Origin of the sequence: Streptomyces sp. NPDC000345 (assembly GCF_042898825.1) — a bacterium.
In the GTDB taxonomy this organism is placed as follows: Bacteria; Actinomycetota; Actinomycetes; order Streptomycetales; family Streptomycetaceae; genus Streptomyces.
The window spans coordinates 345,390-366,769 of record NZ_JBIAZE010000003.1; the positions used below are offsets into that span (position 1 = coordinate 345,390).

Sequence of the window (21,380 nt, forward strand, 5' to 3'; positions counted from 1 at the left end):
CGAGGTGCGTGCGGGGCGGGGCGCACGGAGCGGGCGTACGGTCCCGTGGCCTCCGCCGTCGCTGCGGGACGCGCCGCTCGGTGACGCGGGGGCGTGGGACCTCGGCCGGTCCGTTCACCCGTTCAGCCCGTGTCACGCTCCCGCCGCGAGCCGGGGGGTCGGCGCGGCGGCACGCTGGCAGCATGCAGCCAGGGACAGGGGACGGGGCCGACGGGGCCGGCGGGGACCGCCCGGCACGCCGGCCCGGCCGGCCCCGTCGGCCGCGCCGGGAACGGCGGCGGGAACGGCGGCGGGAACGGCGGCAGGGGCGGGCCGCCTCGGTCCGGTCCCGGCTGGTCGGGCTGCGCACCCGGGCCGAGACCCGGTTCCCGCTGATCACGCATCTGATGTCGCACCTCATCTCGGTGAACGTGCTCGACTCGGCGACGCGGCTGGCCGCCCAGACGTTCCTGACGGCGGTCCCCCTGCTCTTCGTGGTGGCGTCCATCGCCCCCCAGGAGCTGCGCGACCAGTTCGTCAGCTCGCTGCACCACGTCTTCGGCCTGTCCGGAACCGCGGACGCCGAACTGAAGAAGGCCTTCCAGTCCGGCGGGACCGACGACGAACTGCGCCAGACCACCGGCATCGTCAGCGGGCTGATGGTGCTCGTCTCGGCCACCGCGTGCAGCCGCGCCATGCAACGGCTGTGCGAGCGCGCCTGGCGCCTGCCCGGGGCGAGCGCACGGGTGGCGGCGTGGCGCTGGATCGCCTGGCTCGCGGCCTGGCTGGTCATGATCGGAGTGCAGGGAGTCCTGCGGGAGGGCTTCGGGTTCGGGTGGTGGCTGGGCCTGCCGCTGCTGCTGCTCGCGGAGGTCGGCATGTGGTGGTGGACCCAGCACCTGCTGCTGACCGCGCGCGTGCCGTGGCTGCCGCTGCTGCCGGGAGCGCTGCTGACCGGCGCGGCCCTGAGCGTGCTCACCTCCACCGCGTCGCTGTACGTGCCGCGAGCCCTCAACAACAGTCTGGAGAAGTACGGCTCGATGGGCGCGGTCTTCACCCTGCTGTCCTGGCTCATCACGCTGTGCGTGGTCGTGACCCTCTGCGTCACGGCCGGCGCGGTCGTCGCCCGGGAACCCTGGGCGGCGCGGCACCTGGGCTCACCGGAGCCGCCGGGCGCTCCGGGACCGCCGGGCGCGCCGGGACCGCAGGGCCCGGCCGGTTCACCGGGGACACCGGGCCCGGCCGGTTCACCGATGCCGCCGGAGCCGGTCGATTCGCCGGGGTCACCGTCGGGGGATACGTTGGTAGACGGACCGAGGTCGACCGGTTCACCACCGGAATGACCACCGTTGCACCCGGCAGCACCGGAGCATGCTCCGAGGACGGCGGCCTGCATGTCCGACGCGCGGCACCACGACGTCCTCACGCTCGAACGGGGTGACCGTCTCCCCCGTGCACGGGACGACCGGGATCCCCCCGCAGTCTTCGTGACGATCCGTCACCACGTCGCCGGGGCCCACGACCTCGATCACCTTTACGTCGCCGGCACGAGTCTCCTCCCGGGCCTCGGGGCGGCCGAACCGTCGTTGACGGCCCTCGCCGGCGCCCCGCGCACCGGCGACCACTTCGCGGAGCGTCTTCAATGAGCGAGCACAACCCCACCGGCCACGAGATGCGCCACCGCACCCCGAAGGAGCGCGCCGAGCGCGGCCGGGCCGCCCGGGCCGACGTACCGCGGTCCGCGCACGCCGAGTTCACCCCGCCGCCCACGCGTACCGACCCGGTGGACATCATCGAGGCGCAGTCCGCGAAACGGGTCCCCGACCTCGTACCGATCCGCTACTCCAGGATGAGCGAGTCGCCGTTCCGTTTCTACCGGGGAGCCGCCGCCATCATGGCCGCGGACCTCGCGAAGACACCCCGCACCGGCATCAGGGTGCAGCTGTGCGGTGACGCCCACATGCTCAACTTCCGGCTGCTTGCCTCCCCGGAACGCCGGCTGATGTTCGACATCAACGACTTCGACGAGACCCTGCCCGGCCCGTGGGAGTGGGACGTCAAACGGCTGTCGGCGAGCCTGGTCATCGCGGGCCGCGCCAACGGCTTCCGCGCCAAGGAGCGGGCGTCCGTGGTGCGCGCGACCGTACGGTCGTACCGCGAGCGGATGCGGGAGTTCGCGGGGATGGGCAATCTCGAGGTCTGGTACACCCGCTTCGAGGCGGACGAGCTGCAGCAGCGGTTCGACGTGGACCTCGACGCCGACACCCGCGAGCGCTGGGCGCAGACCCGGGCGCGGGCCCGGGGACACGACACGCTGCAGGCCTTCGACAAGCTCACCCGTGTCGTCGACGGCCGGCGCAGGATCGCCGACGACCCGCCGCTGCTGATCCGGCTCGAGAACCTGCTTCCGCACGCCGAGAGCGGCGCGCTGGAGAGGGAGATCAGCCGGCTCGTCGAGCGGTACGGCCACTCCCTGCCCTCCGACCGCCGGTTCCTGCTGGAGAGCTACCGCGTCGCCGACATCGCCCGCAAGGTCGTCGGCGTGGGCAGCGTCGGCACCCGCTGCTGGATCGTGCTGCTGCTCGGCAAGGACGACGAGGACCCGCTGTTCCTGCAGGCGAAGGAGGCCGACGAGTCGGTCCTGGCGCCCTACGCGGGTTCCGGCGGGTACCGCACCCAGGGCGAGCGGGTCGTCGCCGGGCAGCGGCTGATGCAGGCCACCAGCGACATCTTCCTGGGGTGGGAACGCGTCACCGGCATCGACGGCCGCCGCCGCGACTTCTACGTCCGCCAGCTGCGCGACTGGAAGGGCATCGCCGTGGCCGAGAACATGTCGCCCCGGCGGATGACCCTGTTCGGCCAGTTGTGCGGCGCCACCCTGGCCCGCTCCCACGCCCGCTCCGGGGACCGCATCGCGATCGCCGCCTACCTGGGCGGCGGCGACTCCTTCGACCGCGCGCTGGCGACCTTCGCCGAGCTGTACGCCGATCAGAACGAGAAGGACCACCAGGCCCTCCTCGACGCCGTCGGGGCGGGACGGGTCCGCGCCGAAGCGGCCTGAAGGGAGACCGTTCCATGGACCGTTACCCGCCCATCGCCGAACACGGGCTGATCGGGGACCTGCAGACCGCCGCCCTGGTGACCTCCGAGGGCGTGATCGACTGGTTCGCGGCACCGCGCTTCGACTCGCCAGCATCTTCGCGTCCCTGCTGGACCACGACCGCGGCGGCCACTTCCGGTTCGCGCCGACGACCACGGAGGTGACCCGCCGGCAGATCTACTACCCCGACAGCGCCGTCGTGGTCACCCGCTTCCTGTCACCCGAAGGCGTCGGCGAGGTCGTCGACCACATGCCGGTCGTCCGCTCGCGCACCCCGTCCGACCGGCACACCCTGGTGCGGATCGTACGGACGGTGCGCGGCACCGTGCGCTACGCCCTGGAGTGCCGTCCGCGCTTCGACTACGCCCGGGCCCCCACACCCTCGACACGACCGACGGGGTCGCCGCCTTCCGCGCGCCGGGGATCACCTCGTACCTCCAGGCCACCTTCCCGCTGGAGCGGGACGGCACGGACGTCCGGGGCACGGTCACCCTGGACGCCGGGCAGTCGGCCGCCGCCGTGTTCACCGTGTGCGGCCGGGACGGCGGGCCCCCGCCGCCGCTCACCGTGGACTCGGCCGACGAGGAGCTGGGGGACGTCATCGAGTTCTGGCAGAGCTGGGTGCGCACCTCCCGCTACCGCGGCCGCTGGCCTGACATGGTGAACCGCTCGGCCATCACTTTCGAGATGCTGACCTACGGCCCGAGCGGCGCCCCGGTCGCCGCCGCGACGATGGGACTGCCCGAACAGGTCGGCGGGGAACGCAACTGGGACTGCCGCTACACCTGGATACGCGACGGCTCGCTGTCGGTGCGCGCCCTGCTCGACCTGGGATTCGTCGAGGAGGCCGCCCAGTTCGTGCGCTGGCTCGGCGAACGGCTGCGCGACCGCGACGGAATGGGCGGGGAACCGCTGCAGATCATGTACCGGGTCGAAGGAGACCCCCAGCTGTCGGAGGAGATCCTCGACCACTTCGAGGGCTACCGCGGTTCCCGCCCCGTGCGGGCCGGGAACGCCGCCGCCGACCAGCTCCAGCTCGACATCTACGGCGAGGTCTTCTACGCCATGTCCGAGGGCATCGACGAGATCGGCCAGCAGGTGGGCTACCACGGCTGGAAGGGCCTCAGCCGGCTGATGGACTGGCTCACGGACCACTGGAACCGGCCCGACGAGGGCATCTGGGAGACCCGCGGCGGCCGCAAGGACTTCACCTACAGCCGCGTGATGTGCTGGGCGGCCCTGGACAACTGCCTGAAGACGGCCGAGGAGTTCCGGCGGCCCGCCGACACCCGGCGCTGGATCCAGGCCCGGGACACGATCCTGGAGGAGGTCATGGAGCGCGGCTGGAGCCAGAAGGAGCAGGCACTGGTCCAGCACTACGGCGGTGACGTCCTGGACGCCTCCCTCCTGCTCGCCCCCCGGGTGGGCTTCATCGCCCCGCGCAGCCCCGGCTGGCTGGCCACCCTCGACGCCATCGAGCAGCGGCTGGTCTCCGACAGCCTGGTCTACCGCTACGACCCGGCGGCCTCCCCCGACGGACTGCGCGGCTCGGAGGGCACGTTCAGCCTGTGCACCTTCCTCTACGTCGACGCGCTCGCCCGGGCCGGCCGTCTCCCACAGGCCCGCTACACCTTCGAGAAGATGCATACGTACGCCAACCATGTGGGCCTGTTCGCGGAGGAGATCGGCCCCAGCGGTGAGCAACTGGGCAACTTCCCGCAGGCGTTCACGCACCTGTCGCTCATCACGGCCGCGGCGACGCTGGACGAGGCGCTCGACCGGCTGGACGCTCGCTGAACGAGGGGATGCCCGGACCCTGCGGCAGCAGCTGGGTGAGGACGAACGACACGACGGCGGCGAGCACCACCAGCGCCACCGTGTCCACGTTGCCCAGCAGGAGCACGACCAGGATCACACTGCTCACCGGCAGCCGCAGCGCCGCGGTCACCGACGCCGCCATGCCGGCCGCCATCGCCGGCACCAGCCCCAGCCCGGGCAGCGGCGCCAGCAGCACCCCGGCCGCCCCGCCCAGGAACAGGGCGGGGAAGACGGGACCACCGCGCAGGCTCCCCAGACAGAGCGCGTAGGCGAGGGACTTGAACGCCAGCACCGCGACCAGGGCGCCCACCGACCAGGCGTGCGGATCCTGTGCCAGCCGGCCCAGGGTGGCCTCCCCGGACAGGGCGGCCTCGGCCGGCGAACGGCCGGTGGTGACGGCGTAGAGCGAGACGCAGACCGCCGCCCCCAGTGCGCACAGGGTGGTGTTCCGTACCGTCCGGGTCGTCACGAAGCCGGCCACGAACCTGCCGCCCACGAAGATCCAGTGGACGAGCAGCGCCAGGGCCGGCGCGATCAGCAGCACCCACAGCACGTCACCCCAGTCGAGGGGCGGCGGCTTGGGCAGGCCGATGTCCAGGCTCCCCGTCCTCAGGCCGGTCCAGTGGACGAACCCGGTGAAGATCAGGTCTCCGACGCCGCTGGCCAGCAGGGCCGGCAGCATGACCGCGAACAGCTGCGGGCCGCCCACCCCGGCCACCTCCATCAGCATCACCGCGCCCACCAGCGGGTTGCCGAACAGCGCCGAGATCGCCGCCGCGGCCCCGGCCACGCCGAGCAGGGTCGTGCTCGCCTCCGTCTGCGGCGCCCGGACCAGGCTCGCGAGGAGCAATGCCAGACCGCCGCCCAGGGCGATCAGCGGCGCCTCGGGCCCCAGCACGACGCCGAGCGGCAGACCGGCCAGCGCGGCCACGACGACACCGGGCAGGGCCTCCTTGGTGACCCCGCCCGAGTGCAGCCCGCCCGCCGGGATGTGCCCGCCCCGGCCGGGCAGCCGCGCGACCACCACACCGACGACGAGCCCGGCCACCGCAAGCAGCGGAAGCCCCCACCACCAGGGAGCCCGCTCCCAGCCGAGCTCTTCGGGCCAGTCCTGCCAGATCAGCTGCTCCAACTGCTGGACCGCCACCAGGAACCAGAACGCGACCAGCGCCACCGGGACACCGATCAGCCCGCAGAACAGCAGCGCCCTGAGGTACTCCGGCCTGCGCAGCATGGTCCGCAGCAGATCGGCTTCCTGGGGCTGGCTCCCCGGCGCGGACCCGGAGCCGCCCTCCGACTTCGTCCCGGCGATGGGGGCCTCCCGAGGTGACGCCGTCCTGTAAGTGACGTGGTCTTATATCAGGACGAAGATACACATCACGGATGATTCGCGCTCAGTGGCGCCGGCCCCTGTGGCAAGGTGATCCCGTGACGCTGGAGGATCTGGTCCGGCTGCGCCGGGCACGAGACGCGATGGACCGCCACTACGCCGAGCCGCTCGACGTCCCGGCGCTGGCGCGCCTCGCCCTCATGTCGCCCGGCCACTTCTCCCGCAGCTTCCGCGCCGCCTTCGGGGAGACGCCGTACAGCTACCTCATGACGCGCCGGATCGAGCGCGCCAAGGCGCTGCTGCGGCGCGGCGACCTGTCCGTGACGGAGGTCTGCTTCGCCGTCGGCTGTACCTCGCTGGGGTCGTTCAGCTCGCGGTTCACCGAGCTGGTCGGCGAGACCCCGAGCGCGTACCGGGCCCGTGAACACGACGAGGGCGCCTCCGTACCGGCCTGCTACGCCAAGATCCACACGAGGCCGGTGAGGAATGGAGAAGCGAAGACGGGTCCTCCGCCCGTAGCGTGAGCCGCATGGGCCTCACCGTCGAACAGCACCTCGCCGACCGCCACGATCTGATCCGTGTGCACGGGGCGCGCGTGAACAACCTCAAGGACGTCAGCGTCGAGATCCCCAAGCGCCGGCTCACAGTGTTCACGGGCATCTCCGGCTCGGGCAAGAGCTCGCTGGTGTTCGGCACGATCGCCGCGGAGTCGCAGCGCCTGATCAACGAGACGTACAGCGCGTTCGTCCAGGGTTTCATGCCGGCCCTGGCCCGGCCCGAGGTCGACGTGCTCGACGGGCTGACGACCGCGATCATCGTCGACCAGCAGCGGATGGGCGCCGACCCCCGCTCCACGGTCGGCACCGCCACCGACGCCCACGCGATGCTGCGCATCCTCTTCAGCAGGCTCGGCACCCCGCACCTCGGCCCGCCCAGCGCGTTCTCCTTCAACACCGCCTCGGTCCGGGCGAGCGGCGCGATCACCGTCGAGCGCGGCGCCAAGAAGGCGGTGAAGGCGACGTACACCCGCACCGGCGGCATGTGCCCGCGCTGCGAGGGCCGCGGCACGGTCACCGACATCGACCTGACCCAGCTCTACGACGACACCAAGTCGCTCGGCGAGGGCGCGCTGACGGTCCCCGGCTACAGCATGGACGGCTGGTACGGCCGCATCTTCAAGGGCTCCGGCTTCTTCGACCCGGACAAGCCGATCCGCAGGTACACCAAGCGCGAGCTGCACGACCTCCTCCACAAGGAGCCCACCAAGATCAAGGTCGACGGGATCAACCTCACGTACGAAGGACTGATCCCCAAGATCCAGAAGTCGATGCTGTCCAAGGACGTCGACGCGCTGCAGCCGCATGTGCGGGCCTTCGTGGAGCGGGCGATGACGTTCACCGTGTGCCCCGAGTGCGACGGCACCCGGCTCAGCGAGGGGGCCCGCTCCTCGAAGATCGAGGGGCTGAGCATCGCCGACGTCTGCGCCCTGCAGATCAGCGACCTGGCCGACTGGGTCCGCGGCCTCGCCGAACCGACGGTGGCACCGCTGCTCACCGCGCTGCGACAGACCCTCGACTCGTTCACGGAGATCGGCCTCGGCTACCTCGCCCTCGACCGCCCGGCGGGCACCCTCTCCGGCGGCGAGGCCCAGCGCGTCAAGATGATCCGCCACCTCGGCTCCTCCCTCACCGACGTCACCTACGTCTTCGACGAGCCCACCACCGGCCTGCACCCCCATGACATCCAGCGGATGAACGACCTGCTGCTGCGGCTGCGGGACAAGGGCAACACCGTGCTCGTCGTGGAGCACAAGCCGCAGGTGATCGCGATCGCCGACCACGTCGTCGACCTCGGTCCCGGCGCCGGCACGGCGGGCGGCACGGTCTGCTTCGAGGGCACCGTCGAGGGACTGCGGTCCGGTGACACCGTCACCGGCCGCCACCTCGACGACCGCGCCGCCCCCAAGGAGACGGTGCGCACGCCCACCGGGAAGCTGGAGATCCGCGGCGCGACCACGCACAACCTCAAGGACGTCGACGTCGACATCCCGCTCGGTGTGCTGACCGTCGTCACCGGCGTCGCCGGCTCCGGCAAGAGCTCGCTGATCCACGGCTCGATCCCGGCGGACGAGGGTGTGGTCTTCGTGGACCAGGCGCCGATCCGCGGCTCGCGGCGGAGCAACCCGGCGACGTACACCGGACTCCTCGACCCGATCCGCAAGGCCTTCGCCAAGGCCAACGGCGTCAAGCCGGCCCTGTTCAGCGCCAACTCCGAGGGCGCCTGCCCCACCTGCAACGGCGCCGGCGTCGTCTACACCGACCTGGCGATGATGGCCGGCGTCTCCACGACCTGCGAGGACTGCGAGGGGCGGCGCTTCCAGGCGGCGGTCCTCGACCACCACCTCGGCGGCCGTGACATCACCGAGGTGCTGGCGATGCCGGTGGCCGAGGCCGAGGAGTTCTTCGGCGCCGGCGAGGCGCACACGCCGGCCGCGCAGCGCATCCTCGGCCGGCTCGCCGACGTGGGCCTCGGCTACCTCACCCTCGGCCAGCCGCTCACCACCCTCTCCGGCGGCGAGCGGCAGCGCCTCAAGCTGGCCACCCACATGGCCGACAAGGGCGGCGGCCGACTCGTCTTCGTGCTCGACGAGCCGACCGCCGGCCTCCACCTCGCCGACGTCGAGCAGTTGCTCGGGCTGCTCGACCGGCTGGTCGACTCCGGCAAGTCGGTCATCGTCGTCGAGCACCACCCGGCGGTCATGGCCCACGCCGACTGGATCATCGACCTCGGTCCCGGCGCCGGTCACGACGGCGGCCGCGTCGTCTACGAGGGCACCCCCGCCGCCCTCGTGACCACCCGCGCCACCCTCACCGGCGAACACCTCGCGGCGTACGTGGGCGGGTGAGCGGGCGGGGGCGGGGGCGAGGCTGAAGCTGGGGCCTGGGGGCCCGGGGGCCTGGAGACAGGGTGCGGGGGCGGGATTACCTCCGCGGTCGTGGTCCCCTTCGGGGTGCCGCGACGATCCCGGCCGGTCGCGGTCCCGCTCCGGTCCGTGTGGACGTCAGCCGGCGAACAGTTTCGGGTCCGGGCAGGGCTCGAGGCCGCCGTACAGCCCGTCCGCCCCTCTCCACCAGACGTGCCGGCCGTCGCGGCGCGACACCACACGGCAGACCCGCCGCCCGTCCTCCTTCCGGCCGCACAGCACCATGGCCCCCGTGGTCAGCGGGCCGCCGCACCGGGGACACAGGGACGTCGCTTCGTCGGACATGCCGGGCAGCGTACTGGCCCCGCCCGCGCCGCCCGGGTGCCGTACCGCGGGACCACGAACAGGCTCCGCCCCGCCGCCCGGGTGCCCCACCGCGGGACCACGAACAGGCCCCGCCCGCCGCCCCGGTGCCGTACCGCGGGACCACGAACAGGCGCCGCCCCGCCGCCCCGCCGCCGTGTCGCCGGACCACAGGCGGACCCCCGGCAGGCCCCGTTCCCCCGACCGGCGCCCGGCGGGACGGCGTTGCGCGGTCCTCGTCCGCCGCCCCGCGTCTAGGCTCGGCCCGTGAGGAATCGGCATCCCGACCGGCGCGCCGAGGGCGCCGCGGGGCCGTTCACCACCCGGCTCACCTGGCACCCTCCGGGCGGTGGCACCGCGCTCTGGGAGTCACGGCCCGCGCGGCGGCGCGGAGTGCTCACCGTCCGTCAGCCGGGCGCGGCGACCGGCCGGCCCACCCGCGCGGACGCCGTCGGCCTCACCCGGCTGCGCAGACTGAACAGCGTCGCGGCCCTCGCCTTCGTCGTCGGCGGAGCCCTGTTCGCGGCCGGTGCGGCGGTCGCCCAGTTCGGCTCCGGCGACGCCGTCGAGTGCGCCTCGATCTACTTCGCGGGCGGTCTGTTCTTCAACACCGGTGGCTACGTCTCGCTGCTCCAGGTGATCAACGCACCCCGCCACGTCGCCGGCGGCGAGGGCAGGCTGGTCACCCCCGCCTGGCGGTGGTGGAGCTACGAGCCGATGCGCGTGGACTGGGTGAGCGTCTTCGTCCTCTTCATGGGCACCCTCGTCTTCGCCGTCACCCTGCTGGACTCCTTCCTGCAGGGCCTGAGCGTCCAGCAGATCAACCGGCTGATCTGGGTGCCGGACGTGATCGGCTGCGCGCTCTTCCTGGTCTCCGGCCACCTGGGGTTCCTCGAGCTCTGCCACGGTCGGTACTGCGTCCACCCACGCAGCCTCGGCTGGTGGATCGTCGCGGTGAACCAGCTCGGCTCCGCCCTCTTCATGGTCTCCGCGCTGGCCGCCTACACCCGCCCCGCGACGGACAGCGCGGTGAGCGCCGGCATCGCCAACTGGGGCACCCTCACCGGCGCCCTCTGCTTCTCCCTCGCCGGCCTCCTCCAGCTCGGAGAACGCCCTTAGGGCCCGTGCCGTGTCCTCCCTCCTCGTCCGGGTCGGGCGGGTGCGAGGCGCGGTCAGGGCTGCCGGATCGCGGGGACGTCAACCTCCAGCGCCACCTTCTCGCCGACCAGGCCCCCGCCCCCGCCGACGCCCCGGTCCTTGCGGTGGACGGTCGCGCCGCCCGTGAAGACGACCCGGAGGGCACCCCGGGAACCGTTCTCGGCGCCGGTCAGCACGAAGTCCACGGTGACCGGCCCGGTCACGCCGCGGACGGTCAGGTCACCGGTGACCCTGAAGACGTTCGCGTCCGTCTGCTCCACCCGCGTCGAGGCGAAGGTGATCGCCGGGTGGCCGTCCGCGTCCAGGAAGCCGGGGCCGCGCAGGTGCTCGTCGCGCTTCGGGTTGCCGGTCTGAGGACTGCGGATCACCGAGGTGAGCGGCCGGGGGTTCCCCGGTGGTGGCCGGCGAGGGGCCGGCCAGGAGGATCCTCTCCTGGTCGGCCCTCCTCGTCCGAGGTCAGTGGCTCGCCTTCACGGCCTCCGACGTGGCCGCCCGGAACGCCTCGGTCGCCGCGAAGTACGCGCGGTAGTAACCGTGCCGCGCACCGGCGATGTCGGCGGAGAACGCGTAACCGCTGCCGGACCAGGTGGCCTCCGCCGTGACCAGGTCCGCCCACTGCTCGCCGTCACGCGAGTACTGGATGTGCACGGGGATGTCGGCGGGCGTCCAGCCGTCGGGGAAGTCCATCGCACCTTCGACGTGCACGCCGTGGTCCGGTGTCCGGGTGGCCGAGAACGACGTGAAGACCGAGGCCCGCAGAACGGTGATCCGAGCACTGTTCGAGGACGCGTCGGCGATGAAGGGGTCGTCGCTGTGCGAGGCCACGCGGAAGCTGCCGGACTCCCACGGCGTGTGGGTGAAGGTGACCTTGCCGTCCGCGCCGGTGGTGAAGTACCCCACGCCGGCGGACTGACCGCCCGCGGAGGGTTCGAACAGCACCCCGCCGCTCTGGCCCTCGAAGGGGACCCAGCCCTGTTCGGTCTCGCGCTCCAGGGTCGCCGTGAGCGTGACCTCCTGCCCGAAGTCGATGGTCCGGGCCGCTGCCGGCTCCTCGACGGTCCAGCGGGTGGCCACCTGGTGGACGCCGATCCGCGTCGACGGGGACTCGCCGTACAGGACGTACGGGTGCTCGTTGACGTGCCGGTAGACGGCCTGGACCGGCACCGCGTCGTTCACGGTGACCGTGCCGGAGAAACGCCCTTCCGCGTCGGTGCGGACGGTGTTCTCCGTCCAGTGGTCGACGTCGATGTCCACCGGGTGGTCGGCCAGCGGCTTCACCTCACGTGTCGCCGGCCACCGCCCCTTCAGGACACCGTCGACGCGCACATGGCGGTCGTCGATGTCCACCTCCGTGCGGTCGGTGCGCACGTCCTCGAACACCGCCGCGACGTAGTAGGCGAGAGAGCCCGCGGAGTTGTCGGTGGTGTGGTCGCCGTCGGCGTCCGTGGCCTCGACGCGGACGGTGTAACTGCCCAGCTCCGCCAGGTCCAGCGGCTGCTTCGTCTGCCACACGCCGTCCTCCGGCGCACCGGAGACGAGGCTGAAGGCGTCGTTCTCCACGACGGCGACTTCCTGCTGGGTGGCCGCGGAGACGATATGGGCCCTGATCGCTGTGACGGCGCTGTCGGAACGGACACCGACGGCCAGGGTGCCGAGATCGTCCGAGACGCTGTGCGCCCACCGGACATCAGGAGCCTGTCCCTCCACGGCGTGCGCGGCCGGGATGCCGGCCAGTAAGACGGCGACGGCGCCGACGGCGGCCCGGGCGGCCCGCGTTCTGAACATTTTCCCCCCACGGATGGTCGAAAGCTGTGCCGGGCTCCGTCCGTGCACCTACGACGGACGGCGCGGCGAAGCAGCCTTTCTATCGCACGGGTGTGTCATCGGTCCCGCGAGTTTCACCGGGGGTTGGGCGGGGGCGGGGGCGAGGCGAGGTCGGCTGCTGAAGTCGGCGCCGCTCGACTCCGTTCGACTCCGTTCGACACGCCCGGTCCGGTCAGGGACGGCGGTAGGCGGCGCGGTCGGTTCCGGGCACCGGAGACCGGGACAGGACCACGTAACACGGGTGGCCGGGGTCGCCCACCTCCAGGAGCGCGAACTGATCGACGTCGTGCTGGGCGAAGCGATGGAGATACTGCAGGAAGAGCTCGAGTTCGTCGTCGGAGAGCGGTTCGTCGCGTCGGTCGTCTCGCACACCCTCACCCTAAGGCGGAAGGGACTCCCACGCCCCTGAAGCGAGTGTCGTCCCCCCCTCAGGCACCGACCGTCCACCAGGGCTACCCGGAGCCGCTCAACCGCGACCTGCTGACCACCCGGCTCCGGCCTCCACGACCTCGTCCACGTCCTTGTGGCGACTGGGCACCGTGCACACCCCGGGGACGGAACTGGCCACCGTGCACCGTGGTACCGAGGGGACACCGCGGCCTAGCGTGTTCACACGGGCCGCGAGGCCCGGATGGTTCACGACATGGGGGTTTCCATGAACAAGTTCCGCGTCGGAGGAGTCGTCGTCGCCGCGGCGGCGATGATCGGCTTCGCGGGCTCGCCGGCGTTCGCGCAGACCAACGCGACCGTGTACGGCGAGAGTGCCCGGCCCAACTGCGCGCACAGCTCGAAGGGCGTGTTCAAGGCCGAGGGCGAGTGGTTCTACCTGACCGACACCTGTGCCGACGGCTGGGACGTGGTCATGAAGGTCGACGTCGCGCCGTACGAGCCCGGCGACAAGTACGACTTCAGCATCTGGAACACAGGCGGCAACGGCTCGACGAAGCCCGTCAACAAGGCCTACGACGAGGGTACGGGCGTCTGCATCTGGGCGGGCTACGGCGAGGCAAGCTCCGGCGAGTGGGCGGGCTTCGGCCCGGGGAGCTGCGGCGTCGCCTGACCCCGCGGGCTACTCGCCGGCACAGACGAGGAAGACGGCCCAGGCGACGGGGGACAACGTGAGCCGCGGGGCCGTCATCCTTCTGTGTGACGGCCTGGGCCTCGTCCGTACCCGCGCCTGTCCCAGCAGAGGGGGGACACGTACGCGCGGGATCCGGCACTGCACTGGGAGCGCGCGGAAGACGGGCCGTGGACGCTCGTCGACCACCGGACCGGCACGGCGCACCGGTCCGGACAGGACAGCGATCCGGCGCGCCGTACGACGTCGGACACGTCGGCCGGCCTCGGCGCCGTCGGGCCGCTGTACGAGGACCTCTGCGACCTGGTCCATCGGGCCGGTCCGACCAGTACGGCCGTCGCCGTTCGGACTGGCGCGACCCTGGACGGGTACCGCGACGCGCTGACCGGCCTGCGCAACCGGCCGGACGGCCCCTGGACCGCGGGCCTGATCACCGCGCGGCTGAACACGCTCCCATGGGACAGCGGAGCTGGACTCCCTGTCCTCCGTGACGCTCTGCCGTAGCTGAGCCGAAGCACGATGGTTGAGCACGTGAGCAGACGCTCACCCGCGTCTCCATCTGGTCACCGTGCACAACCGCGAGCGGTCACCCGGCGGCGGCCAGCCGACGCCGAAGCTCCTCCTCCGAGACGTCTTCCACGTGGGTCAGAAACACCCACATGTGACCCGACGGATCCTTGAGGATGACGGTGCGGTCACCATGGAACATATCTGTCGGCGGCTGGAGGATCTCGGCGCCGGCGGCCTCTGCGCGCTTCGCCAAGCTGTCGACGTCCGGCACGAAGACATGCAGCGTGACGGACGTGCCTCCACCGAGCGAGGCGGGGGCGGCGAAGGAGCCGGCCTCGGCCTCGTCCACGCTGGCGTCGCCCAGCATCAGCACCGACCGTCCGATGGTGATCTCGGCGTGCAGAATCCCGCCGCCCGGAGCATCGATCCTGAACTCCTCACGAGCGCCGAACGCCCGCCGGTAGAAATCGATCGCCGCGGCGGCGTCATCAACCATGATGTGCGGGATCACGGCGTAGCGGTAACGGTCCGGGATCTCGAGGTGAGTTGTGCTCTCGGCCATGACGAACCCCCTGGAAAGGCACCGCCGGTCTGCTCCTGCGGCTCTGGAACGAACCTAGAAGCCCAACTTTGGTTGAGGTCAAACACCGATGTGCCCCCTGCCGGCACCTGTCCGCACGCACCCGCCCACAGCAGCTTGCGGTCGGCTGCGCGAGGCCGGCCATGGACGTCTGGACGCACGTCCCGCCAGGGCTTCTGCGGGGTGTCCGCTCGCGGCCGGTCACGGTTCTGCCTGCAACCCCGGGAACAGGGTGCGAGCGCGGTGGGGGTCGGGAGCGATGAAGACCCCGTCGGCCGTGACGAGGTTCGCGTCAGCGTCTGTCCGGGGGGTGATCGACCCGCTCACGAAGATCTTGCGGTCGTCCGTGCCGGTGACGCGGGCGAGGATCCGCAGAGGTGTTTCCAGGGGGACCGGGCGGTGATAGCGCATCTGAAGGGAGACGGTCAGGCCGGGCGTTCCGGCTGCTGCGCAGGCGCGGCCCATGAGTTCGTCCAGGAGCATGGCGCTCATGCCGCCGTGGCCGTAGCCGGGCGGCCCTTCGTGGGCGATGCCGAGCGTGCAGTGACCCACCAGGCCGTCGGCGGTGGGCGCCACCTGGACGGGCGGGGCCAGCGGGCTCCCGGCCCCGGTCACAGGGCTGTAGATACGTGTCCCTGTGGGGAACTCGTCCACCTCGGGGATCTCCGTCCGTGACCGCCGTCGGCCCGTCAGCTGGCTGGTGACGGCGCGGACGCCGTCCGCCACACGGTGGAGGGTGTCCGGGGAGGCGGCGGTGCGGACGCTTCCACCAGGGCGCGCAGTTCGTGGCCGAGGCGGGTGATGGCCGCCTTGTGGTGTTCCAGTTCGTCGGCTGTCGCTCGCGTGGGGCCGGTGGCAGTGCCCGTGGGCGGTGGGTCGGTGAGGGAAGTGTGCATCGGGTTTCCCGGTGGGGTGGGCCGGTGGGGTGCGGGCCGGGTGCGGTCAGTCATGGGCCCGGACGAAGACCGGCTTCAGGTGCCCCTCCGGCAGCGCGGCCGGCAGGTCCTCCCAGTCGATGACGTGGGAGACCACCTTCTCGGGGGCGACCTTGCCGGAGGCGGCGAGTTCGATCCCCGCTGTGCGCCGCCCGGTGCATGAAGGCGGCGACGTCCGCGCGGCTGATCGTCGGGTTGCCCTTCATCGGCAGCCGGTCGCCCGCGCCGCAGGTGCCCTTGGCGGGGCCGTGGGTCAGCCTGGTCGGGTAGACCACGGTCCAGTCCAGCCCGCTGGAGCGGATGCTCTCGTCCGCGATCTCCTTGTCGGCGTAGATCGACCGCAGCAGCGTGCTGTAGATCAGCTTCTGTGTGGTGCTCGACCAGTCGAAGGTGGTGCCGACACCGAACGACGACAGCCACACCAGGCGGGAGACACCCGCTTCCTCGGCCGCGCCGAGCACGGCTGCCGAGGCGCGCGTGAAGAGGCCGTCGGCGCGCACCGAGTTGCCCCGGCCGAGCGCGGAGACGATCGCGTCGTGCCCGGCCGCCGCGGCGGCGAGGTCGCGGTGTGAGGTGGCGTCGCCGGTGACCGGCGTGACCCGCTCGGCCGGGTCGCCCAGGGCCGCCGGGTTACGGACGAAGGCCGTGACCGAGTCACCGGACCGCACGGCCAGATCGACCACATGACGACCGGTGGGACCGGTCGCACCGAGGATCAGCAGCTTCATGGCAGGGGCTTCTTTCGTGTGCGACGTCAGGACAGGTCGGTGAGGGTGATCGCGGCGGCGGCCATGTTGTCCTCCAGGTGGGAGAGGGACCCCGTGCCCGGGATGGCCAGGGCCACCGGTGAGGAGGCCAGCAGCCGGGCGAGGCCGATCTGGGGGACGGTGGCGCGGTGCCGGGCCGCCACCTTGGCAAGACGCTCGTCGTCGGGTTCCCGACCGCCACCCACAGGGAAGAAGGGCACGAAAGCGATGCCGGCCTCCTGGCAGGCGGCGAGGAGGTCCGCTTCGTCACGCTGGGCGGCGTGGTTCTGTACGGCGGCGACGGGCGCGATGGCGCGAGCCTCCGCGAGATGGCTGGTGTCGACGTTGCTGAGGCCGAGGTGCCGGATCAGGCCCTCCTCGCGCAGCGCGGCGAGGGCCTCGAGCCGAGCCAGGGCGATGCCGGCCGGCCTACCTGCGGCCTGGCGTCGTCGACGAGTGAGGCCAAGTGATCGGGGAAGCGGGCGGGAACGCGCAACCAGTTCTCAGCGCAGGGCGCTCTTCCGCTGCCACTCGGTCCACGAGAGGTTCCATGCCCCGAAGCCGTTCCCGGGCGCGACCACGCCCTTGGTGTCCTTGCCGGTGATCTCGAACGGGTCGCCCGGCCGCACCTGCCCGTAGAACCAGGCCGCGTCCGCATCGCTCATTCCTATGCATCCTGAACTCCGGTTGGCCTTGCCGAAGTAGTGGGCGTTCCACGGGGCGGCGTGCGCGTACATGCCCGACCAGGTCAGCCGCATCGACTGGTCGACCATCTTGTCGTAGGTGTCGCCCAGGCCCACCGTCTCGGAGTTCATGTTGATCGTGCCTTCCTTGGCCATGAGCACGGCGGTTCCGCGCCAGGAGCGCTTGTCACCGCCGGGCGTGCCGCCGGAGACCGGTATGCGCCGGACCGTCTCGCCGTCGCGTACGAGGGTGAGTTGATGACTGTCGAGGTCGACCTTGACTACCTGCCGGGCGCCGATGGTGAAGGTGGTCGTGTAGTCGCGTACGAACCAGCCGCCGTCCGCGCCCGAGTCGGTGCCGTTCAACTCGGCGTTCAGCGTGACCTTGGTTCCGGGTTTCCAGTACGTCCTGGGCCGCCAGTCCACACGGTCCCTGCCCGACCAGTCGCTTATCCAGCCCCAGGAGCCCTCGGTGCCGTTCGAGGTGGTGATCTTGAGCTGCTTCTCGACCTCGGCCCGGTTCCTGACCGGATGGTCGAAGACCAGGGAAACCGGCTGGGCGATGCCGACGGTGGCGTCGGCGCCCGGTCGCCAGTCGACCTTGTTGACCTTGTCCGCCGGAGCCGTGGTGAAGGCGGCCCTGGTGCTTGTTGCGGTTCCGCCCTCGGTCCGGGTCGCCGCCGTCACCGTGTATGCCGCGCCCGGTACGGCCTTGCGGTCGGAGACCCACGACCGGCCGTCGGCGGCGACCTTGCCGGCGAGCCTGTGCTTCTCGGCGTCGGTGACAGTCACCGAGGTGATTCTGCCGCCCGCGGCCGTGACCCTCACCGGCTCGCCCGCTGGGACCTGTTCTCCCGTGGGAGTGACGGTGACCTTGACGGGAGGGGCGGCGGTGCCCGGCGTCACCTCGGTGTCCGGGACGCCGGGGGAGGCGCTCGGCGAGCAGGCGGCGAGCGGCGCCAGCAGGGCGGCCACGACAACCGCCCGGACGCGGGCAAGGGCGCGGGCATGGCCATGGGCGAGTACGCGTGTGCAGGGCAACAGGATCTCCGGGAAGGATGGGAACGGGGTGGGTGAGTTGGCGATGTCGTGACTGCAGAGCTGAAAAAACGGAGGTCAGCCGCTGTGCGGCGAGGTGACGGCGACTGGTGGGGAACGGTCGTCGTCCGGTCCCATTCGCCGCGGCGGGCGCGCCGACCGACCATGCGCACGTGTGCCTCACCGCCCCCCCGCGTCCTGAGTACCCGAGGACACGGGTGTCCCAGGGGCGGGTGGGGGTGTCGTGATGCTTGCCGTGCCATCGGCCGACTCCGGCCGGTGTTCAGCAGGCCGTGTGAGCGTTCCGGTCAGCCGCCGGGAAGCGGTCCCGACCGAGGCCCGTCACTTCGACATGATGAAATCCAGGGCGAAACCGGGAGCAGTCGTCCAGTAGGTGACACGCTGATAGTCGTTGGCGTACAACGTCTCGACGGGCATGGGGACATCGATCGGCTTGCCCGCGCGGCTGCCGGGCTTACGACCCTGGAGGCTGAGGGTGATGCTCTTCGCCTCGTATTCGTCCATGGGGCCGTTGACGAGCAGAGCGGCATACGCCTCCTCACCCGGGGCGAGGGTGACGGGCACCCCCGGGTGCGGGTCGCTGTCCTTGATCACGGGCGCCGTGGTCCGACCGGCACCGAGCCGCACGAGCGGGTAGCGGTAGAGGTTGCACTTCTTGTCGCCGGCGTTCTGGACGGTGAGGAGGAGGTGCCTGGCGTCCTCGCTGTCCGCGGGCTCCTTCACGGCGGACACCCCGAGGACCTCCTGGGAGCAGGCGGCGACGGCGCCACTGCCGCCCGAGCGGTGCGTCACCGCATCACTGGCCTTACCTACGGTCGTCCGTGGCCCGGTGGCGGAGGCGTGCGCCGACACACCCCACCCGAGAGCCAGAACGAGACCCGTGGCCACGGCCACACGGCGGCTCACAAGGGACTTCACGTTCATATGCGTGTTCCTTTCTGATCGGTACGAGGTCGCACGCGCCCGCGGTCTGGCACTGCGGATCAAGGTGCGTGCCGGGCTGCCGCCACCACACCACCCGTCCGCTTCCCGGACCGCGAGGCGATGGCGGAGGTGCTCGGGCGCCCCCCCTCGGGCGTCCGCGCCCTGCATCCCGGGCGCCCAAAGAGAGGGGCGTCCCAGCGAACGGGTGAGTGGGGTTGCGTGGCACTGCCGGGCGGTCGGCCGCTTCAGCCGGTGCGACAGCCACAGCTTCGGATGTCTCGTGGGCCTGAGACAACAGCCGCCGGCCACCTGCAACGGTGGAACGATCCCACCCCTGACGACCTGCACAAACGAGGAAGCCTGGGATGCCTGACCGGGATGGGAAACCCCTGTGACGGCGGAGAGCGGAGGTGATCGGGCGGGGGCCGGCTGAGCGTCGTATCGTCACCGTCGCCCAGGTCGACGCCCGCACCGAGGCGATCGGCTTCCGGTGGCGGCTCATGGTCCCCGCTCGATCCGGTGCGCTGGTGGTGCGTCGTCGACGGGGTGCCTGTCGTCCCGTGTGCGAGTGGCACTCCCCAGCCATCAGCCGGTTGTGGCGGCCGGTCATGGTGTCGGAGTGGGCGTGGGTGAGGGTGGTCTCGAGGAGCTCGGGGAGAGGGACGGCGCAATCCCGGAACCATGCCGGCCGTCATGACGTACAGGTGTGGAGAGGTGCCTGGGATGCTGTCCGGATCGGGACATGACTGCACAGGCCGACGGATGGATGCGAGTACGGACCACATGGCTGCAATCCACGATGACGTAGCGGAGTTCGCCTTACTGCTGACGCGTTTGAAGGAACGCACCGACCGCAGCTACGCGGCGCTGGCCCGCCGTCTGGGCATGAATGCCTCCACGCTGCACCGCTACTGCGCCGGAGAGGCGGTTCCCCTGGACTTCAGCGGGATCGAGCAGTTCGCAGCACTCTGCGGAGCCTCCCCCGAGGAGCGCCTGGAGTTGCACCGCCGTTGGATTCTGGCCCATGCCGCGCGGCAACGACCGCGCCCTTCCCATGGCCGGCAGGCATCGGCGCCCCACCCCAGCACGGGCGCAGGGGGATCAATCGTCGCCGCCGACGATGTCGTAGCGGCCGTTTCTGCCAGCGGGGACAGGCAGGACGTGGTGGCGCCCAGGACGAACCCGTCGGCAGGCCGGCGTCCCGAGTCGACCCTGCCGTCGCCCCTGTCTCGGCTTCCCGGCGGGCGTCCCCGGCTACGGCCCCTGCGGTCGATGGTGCCGGCGGCCTCGCTCGTCGTCGCGCTGCTCGGTCTCACCGCATCCGCCGCCGGGCCTCCCTCCGCGTCGGCCACCCACGACGGCGGCCCCACGCCGAACCGGGCCGGCGCAGGCACGGCCCAACCCGTGGCTCCCCTCACCTGGACCGCCGACTTCCACACACTCGGACTCAACGGCTGTGGCGAGGACTACGTTGTCGCCAAGGCGCCGGGACAGGTCGCGCCACCGCCGCACCCGGAGGACATCGCGGCGTGGGTCTCCTCCCAGCGGGCGGTGCACGGGGGCCCCACCGGTGTGCAGATCACCGTGCAGGGACGCGGCTCCGCCGCCGTCGTCCTGGAGGCCCTGCACGTGCGCGTGGTCCACCGTGCACCGCCCGCCGCCGACCGGGGCACCCTCTACTCCTTGGGCGACGGCTGCGGCGCCGGCATCGTCCCTCGCTACTTCTCCGTGGACCTCGACGCGCACCAACCCCGGGCCCGTTCGATGCCTGGCGACGACGGGGCGGGCACGAAGATTCCCGCGATCGACTTCCCCTACCGCGTGTCTCTGCAGGAGCCCGAAGTCTTTGTGGTCACGGCGCTCAACGAGTCCTGCACCTGCGACTGGTACCTCGACCTCGCCTGGTCCTCACAGGGCCGCACCGGAACGGTCCGCGTCGGCGACCACGGCCGCCCCTTCCGCAGCACCAGCACCAAGGGACTGGACGGCTACCGGTACGACCACATCTCGCACCGTCCCGGCCGCTGGGTCCCGATCTCCGCCGCCAACATGGAGGCGACCGACGGCTGACGGACGCGGCGTCAGCGGGTGTTCGGGTGCGGATGTCGGTGACGTCTCGATGCCATCGCACGGTACGTCGAGGCGCTCGGCGGCAGGTTGGACCTGATTGCCGACTTCGGTGATCACACGCTGCGGATGCCGGCAAGCGGTGATCAGCGCAGCGCGGCGGCGTAGTGGGCCCGAAGGCTTTGCGTGCGGTGATGCGACGCACCGTCCGGCAGCGTTTCTCGGGGAACAGCAGGCTGAGGGCTCTTCCTCTTCGATCGTGCACAACTTGATGCGACGACAAAGAAACCCCCAGGTCTCCGA

General features: G+C 71.6%; 18 protein-coding genes and 3 pseudogenes. 10 read left to right on the forward strand and 11 right to left on the reverse strand.

From position 1 onward, the window contains the following. Positions 1-182 precede the first annotated feature (182 nt). From ACFY30_RS09065 to ACFY30_RS09080, 4 genes and pseudogenes are all read left to right on the forward strand, one after another. On the forward strand, positions 183-1,322 hold the full coding sequence (locus ACFY30_RS09065; protein WP_390844491.1) for a YhjD/YihY/BrkB family envelope integrity protein: 1,140 nt from the start codon (positions 183-185) through the stop codon (positions 1,320-1,322). 51 nt (positions 1,323-1,373) lie between these two features. Continuing rightward, complete coding sequence (locus tag ACFY30_RS09070) at positions 1,374-1,625, forward strand: hypothetical protein (RefSeq protein WP_390844493.1); 252 nt, start codon at positions 1,374-1,376, stop codon at positions 1,623-1,625. Next, positions 1,622-3,040, forward strand: a complete 1,419-nt coding sequence (locus ACFY30_RS09075; RefSeq protein WP_390844494.1) for a DUF2252 domain-containing protein — start codon at positions 1,622-1,624, stop codon at positions 3,038-3,040. Before ACFY30_RS09070 ends, ACFY30_RS09075 begins: the two co-directional genes overlap by 4 nt. 14 nt (positions 3,041-3,054) lie before the next feature. Beyond that, positions 3,055-4,876 (forward strand): annotated as a pseudogene (locus ACFY30_RS09080) (glycoside hydrolase family 15 protein). Here ACFY30_RS09080 and ACFY30_RS09085 read toward each other — a convergent pair. Next, positions 4,824-6,131, reverse strand: a complete 1,308-nt coding sequence (locus ACFY30_RS09085; RefSeq protein ID WP_390844495.1) for a chloride channel protein — start codon at positions 6,129-6,131, stop codon at positions 4,824-4,826. The pseudogene ACFY30_RS09080 and the gene ACFY30_RS09085 sit on opposite strands and share 53 nt — an antisense overlap. 194 nt (positions 6,132-6,325) lie before the next feature. Here ACFY30_RS09085 and ACFY30_RS09090 point away from each other — a divergent pair, with 194 nt between their 5' ends. Further along, the gene (locus ACFY30_RS09090) at positions 6,326-6,751 is read left to right on the forward strand and encodes a helix-turn-helix domain-containing protein (protein WP_390844496.1); all 426 of its coding nucleotides are present in this window, start codon (positions 6,326-6,328) and stop codon (positions 6,749-6,751) included. Between the two features lie 5 nt (positions 6,752-6,756). After that, positions 6,757-9,132, forward strand: coding sequence for an ATP-binding cassette domain-containing protein (locus ACFY30_RS09095; RefSeq protein WP_390844497.1), 2,376 nt, complete (start codon positions 6,757-6,759; stop codon positions 9,130-9,132). 156 nt (positions 9,133-9,288) lie between these two features. Here the strand turns inward: ACFY30_RS09095 and ACFY30_RS09100 are convergent, their stop codons facing one another. Further along, entirely contained in the window at positions 9,289-9,495 is a 207-nt protein-coding gene (locus ACFY30_RS09100) for a dehydrogenase (RefSeq protein ID WP_390844498.1), read from the reverse strand. 285 nt (positions 9,496-9,780) lie between these two features. Between ACFY30_RS09100 and ACFY30_RS09105 the strand changes: the two genes are divergently transcribed. Next, a complete protein-coding gene (locus tag ACFY30_RS09105; protein ID WP_390844499.1) occupies positions 9,781-10,632 on the forward strand; it encodes a hypothetical protein in 852 nt (283 codons plus the stop codon). 53 nt (positions 10,633-10,685) lie between these two features. Here the strand turns inward: ACFY30_RS09105 and ACFY30_RS09110 are convergent, their stop codons facing one another. The 3 genes from ACFY30_RS09110 to ACFY30_RS09120 all read right to left on the reverse strand — a co-directional run bounded on the left by ACFY30_RS09110 (position 10,686) and on the right by ACFY30_RS09120 (position 12,865). Next, on the reverse strand, positions 10,686-11,039 hold the full coding sequence (locus tag ACFY30_RS09110; RefSeq protein WP_390844500.1) for a YceI family protein: 354 nt from the start codon (positions 11,037-11,039) through the stop codon (positions 10,686-10,688). An 88-nt stretch (positions 11,040-11,127) separates the two neighbouring features. Beyond that, entirely contained in the window at positions 11,128-12,456 is a 1,329-nt protein-coding gene (locus ACFY30_RS09115; RefSeq protein ID WP_390844501.1) for a hypothetical protein, read from the reverse strand. A gap of 211 nt (positions 12,457-12,667) precedes the next feature. Further along, positions 12,668-12,865: a hypothetical protein gene (locus tag ACFY30_RS09120; protein WP_390844502.1), complete on the reverse strand. Its 198-nt coding sequence runs from the start codon at positions 12,863-12,865 to the stop codon at positions 12,668-12,670. 285 nt (positions 12,866-13,150) lie between these two features. On the opposite strand from ACFY30_RS09120, the gene ACFY30_RS09125 reads away from it, so the two are divergent. Beyond that, the gene (locus ACFY30_RS09125; protein WP_390844503.1) at positions 13,151-13,555 is read left to right on the forward strand and encodes a hypothetical protein; all 405 of its coding nucleotides are present in this window, start codon (positions 13,151-13,153) and stop codon (positions 13,553-13,555) included. A gap of 604 nt (positions 13,556-14,159) precedes the next feature. Here the strand turns inward: ACFY30_RS09125 and ACFY30_RS09130 are convergent. The 6 genes and pseudogenes from ACFY30_RS09130 to ACFY30_RS09155 form a co-directional block, all read right to left on the reverse strand. Further along, complete coding sequence (locus ACFY30_RS09130) at positions 14,160-14,645, reverse strand: VOC family protein (RefSeq protein WP_390844504.1); 486 nt, start codon at positions 14,643-14,645, stop codon at positions 14,160-14,162. 219 nt (positions 14,646-14,864) lie between these two features. Further along, positions 14,865-15,389, reverse strand: a complete 525-nt coding sequence (locus ACFY30_RS09135; RefSeq protein WP_390844505.1) for a PaaI family thioesterase — start codon at positions 15,387-15,389, stop codon at positions 14,865-14,867. A 220-nt stretch (positions 15,390-15,609) separates the two neighbouring features. Continuing rightward, positions 15,610-16,326, reverse strand: a complete 717-nt coding sequence (locus ACFY30_RS09140) for an NAD(P)-dependent oxidoreductase (protein WP_390844506.1) — start codon at positions 16,324-16,326, stop codon at positions 15,610-15,612. Between the two features lie 26 nt (positions 16,327-16,352). Then, positions 16,353-16,772 (reverse strand): annotated as a pseudogene (locus ACFY30_RS09145) (aldo/keto reductase); the annotation flags it as partial. Between the two features lie 75 nt (positions 16,773-16,847). Then, complete coding sequence (locus tag ACFY30_RS09150; RefSeq protein WP_390844507.1) at positions 16,848-18,002, reverse strand: Ig-like domain-containing protein; 1,155 nt, start codon at positions 18,000-18,002, stop codon at positions 16,848-16,850. 405 nt (positions 18,003-18,407) lie between these two features. Continuing rightward, a complete protein-coding gene (locus ACFY30_RS09155) occupies positions 18,408-18,878 on the reverse strand; it encodes a DUF4232 domain-containing protein (protein WP_390844508.1) in 471 nt (156 codons plus the stop codon). A 915-nt stretch (positions 18,879-19,793) separates the two neighbouring features. On the opposite strand from ACFY30_RS09155, the pseudogene ACFY30_RS09160 reads away from it, so the two are divergent. Beyond that, positions 19,794-19,952, forward strand: a pseudogene (locus ACFY30_RS09160) (helix-turn-helix domain-containing protein); the annotation flags it as partial. Positions 19,953-20,282: 330 nt separating this feature from the next. Continuing rightward, entirely contained in the window at positions 20,283-21,080 is a 798-nt protein-coding gene (locus tag ACFY30_RS09165; protein WP_390844745.1) for a hypothetical protein, read from the forward strand. Positions 21,081-21,380 lie beyond the last annotated feature (300 nt).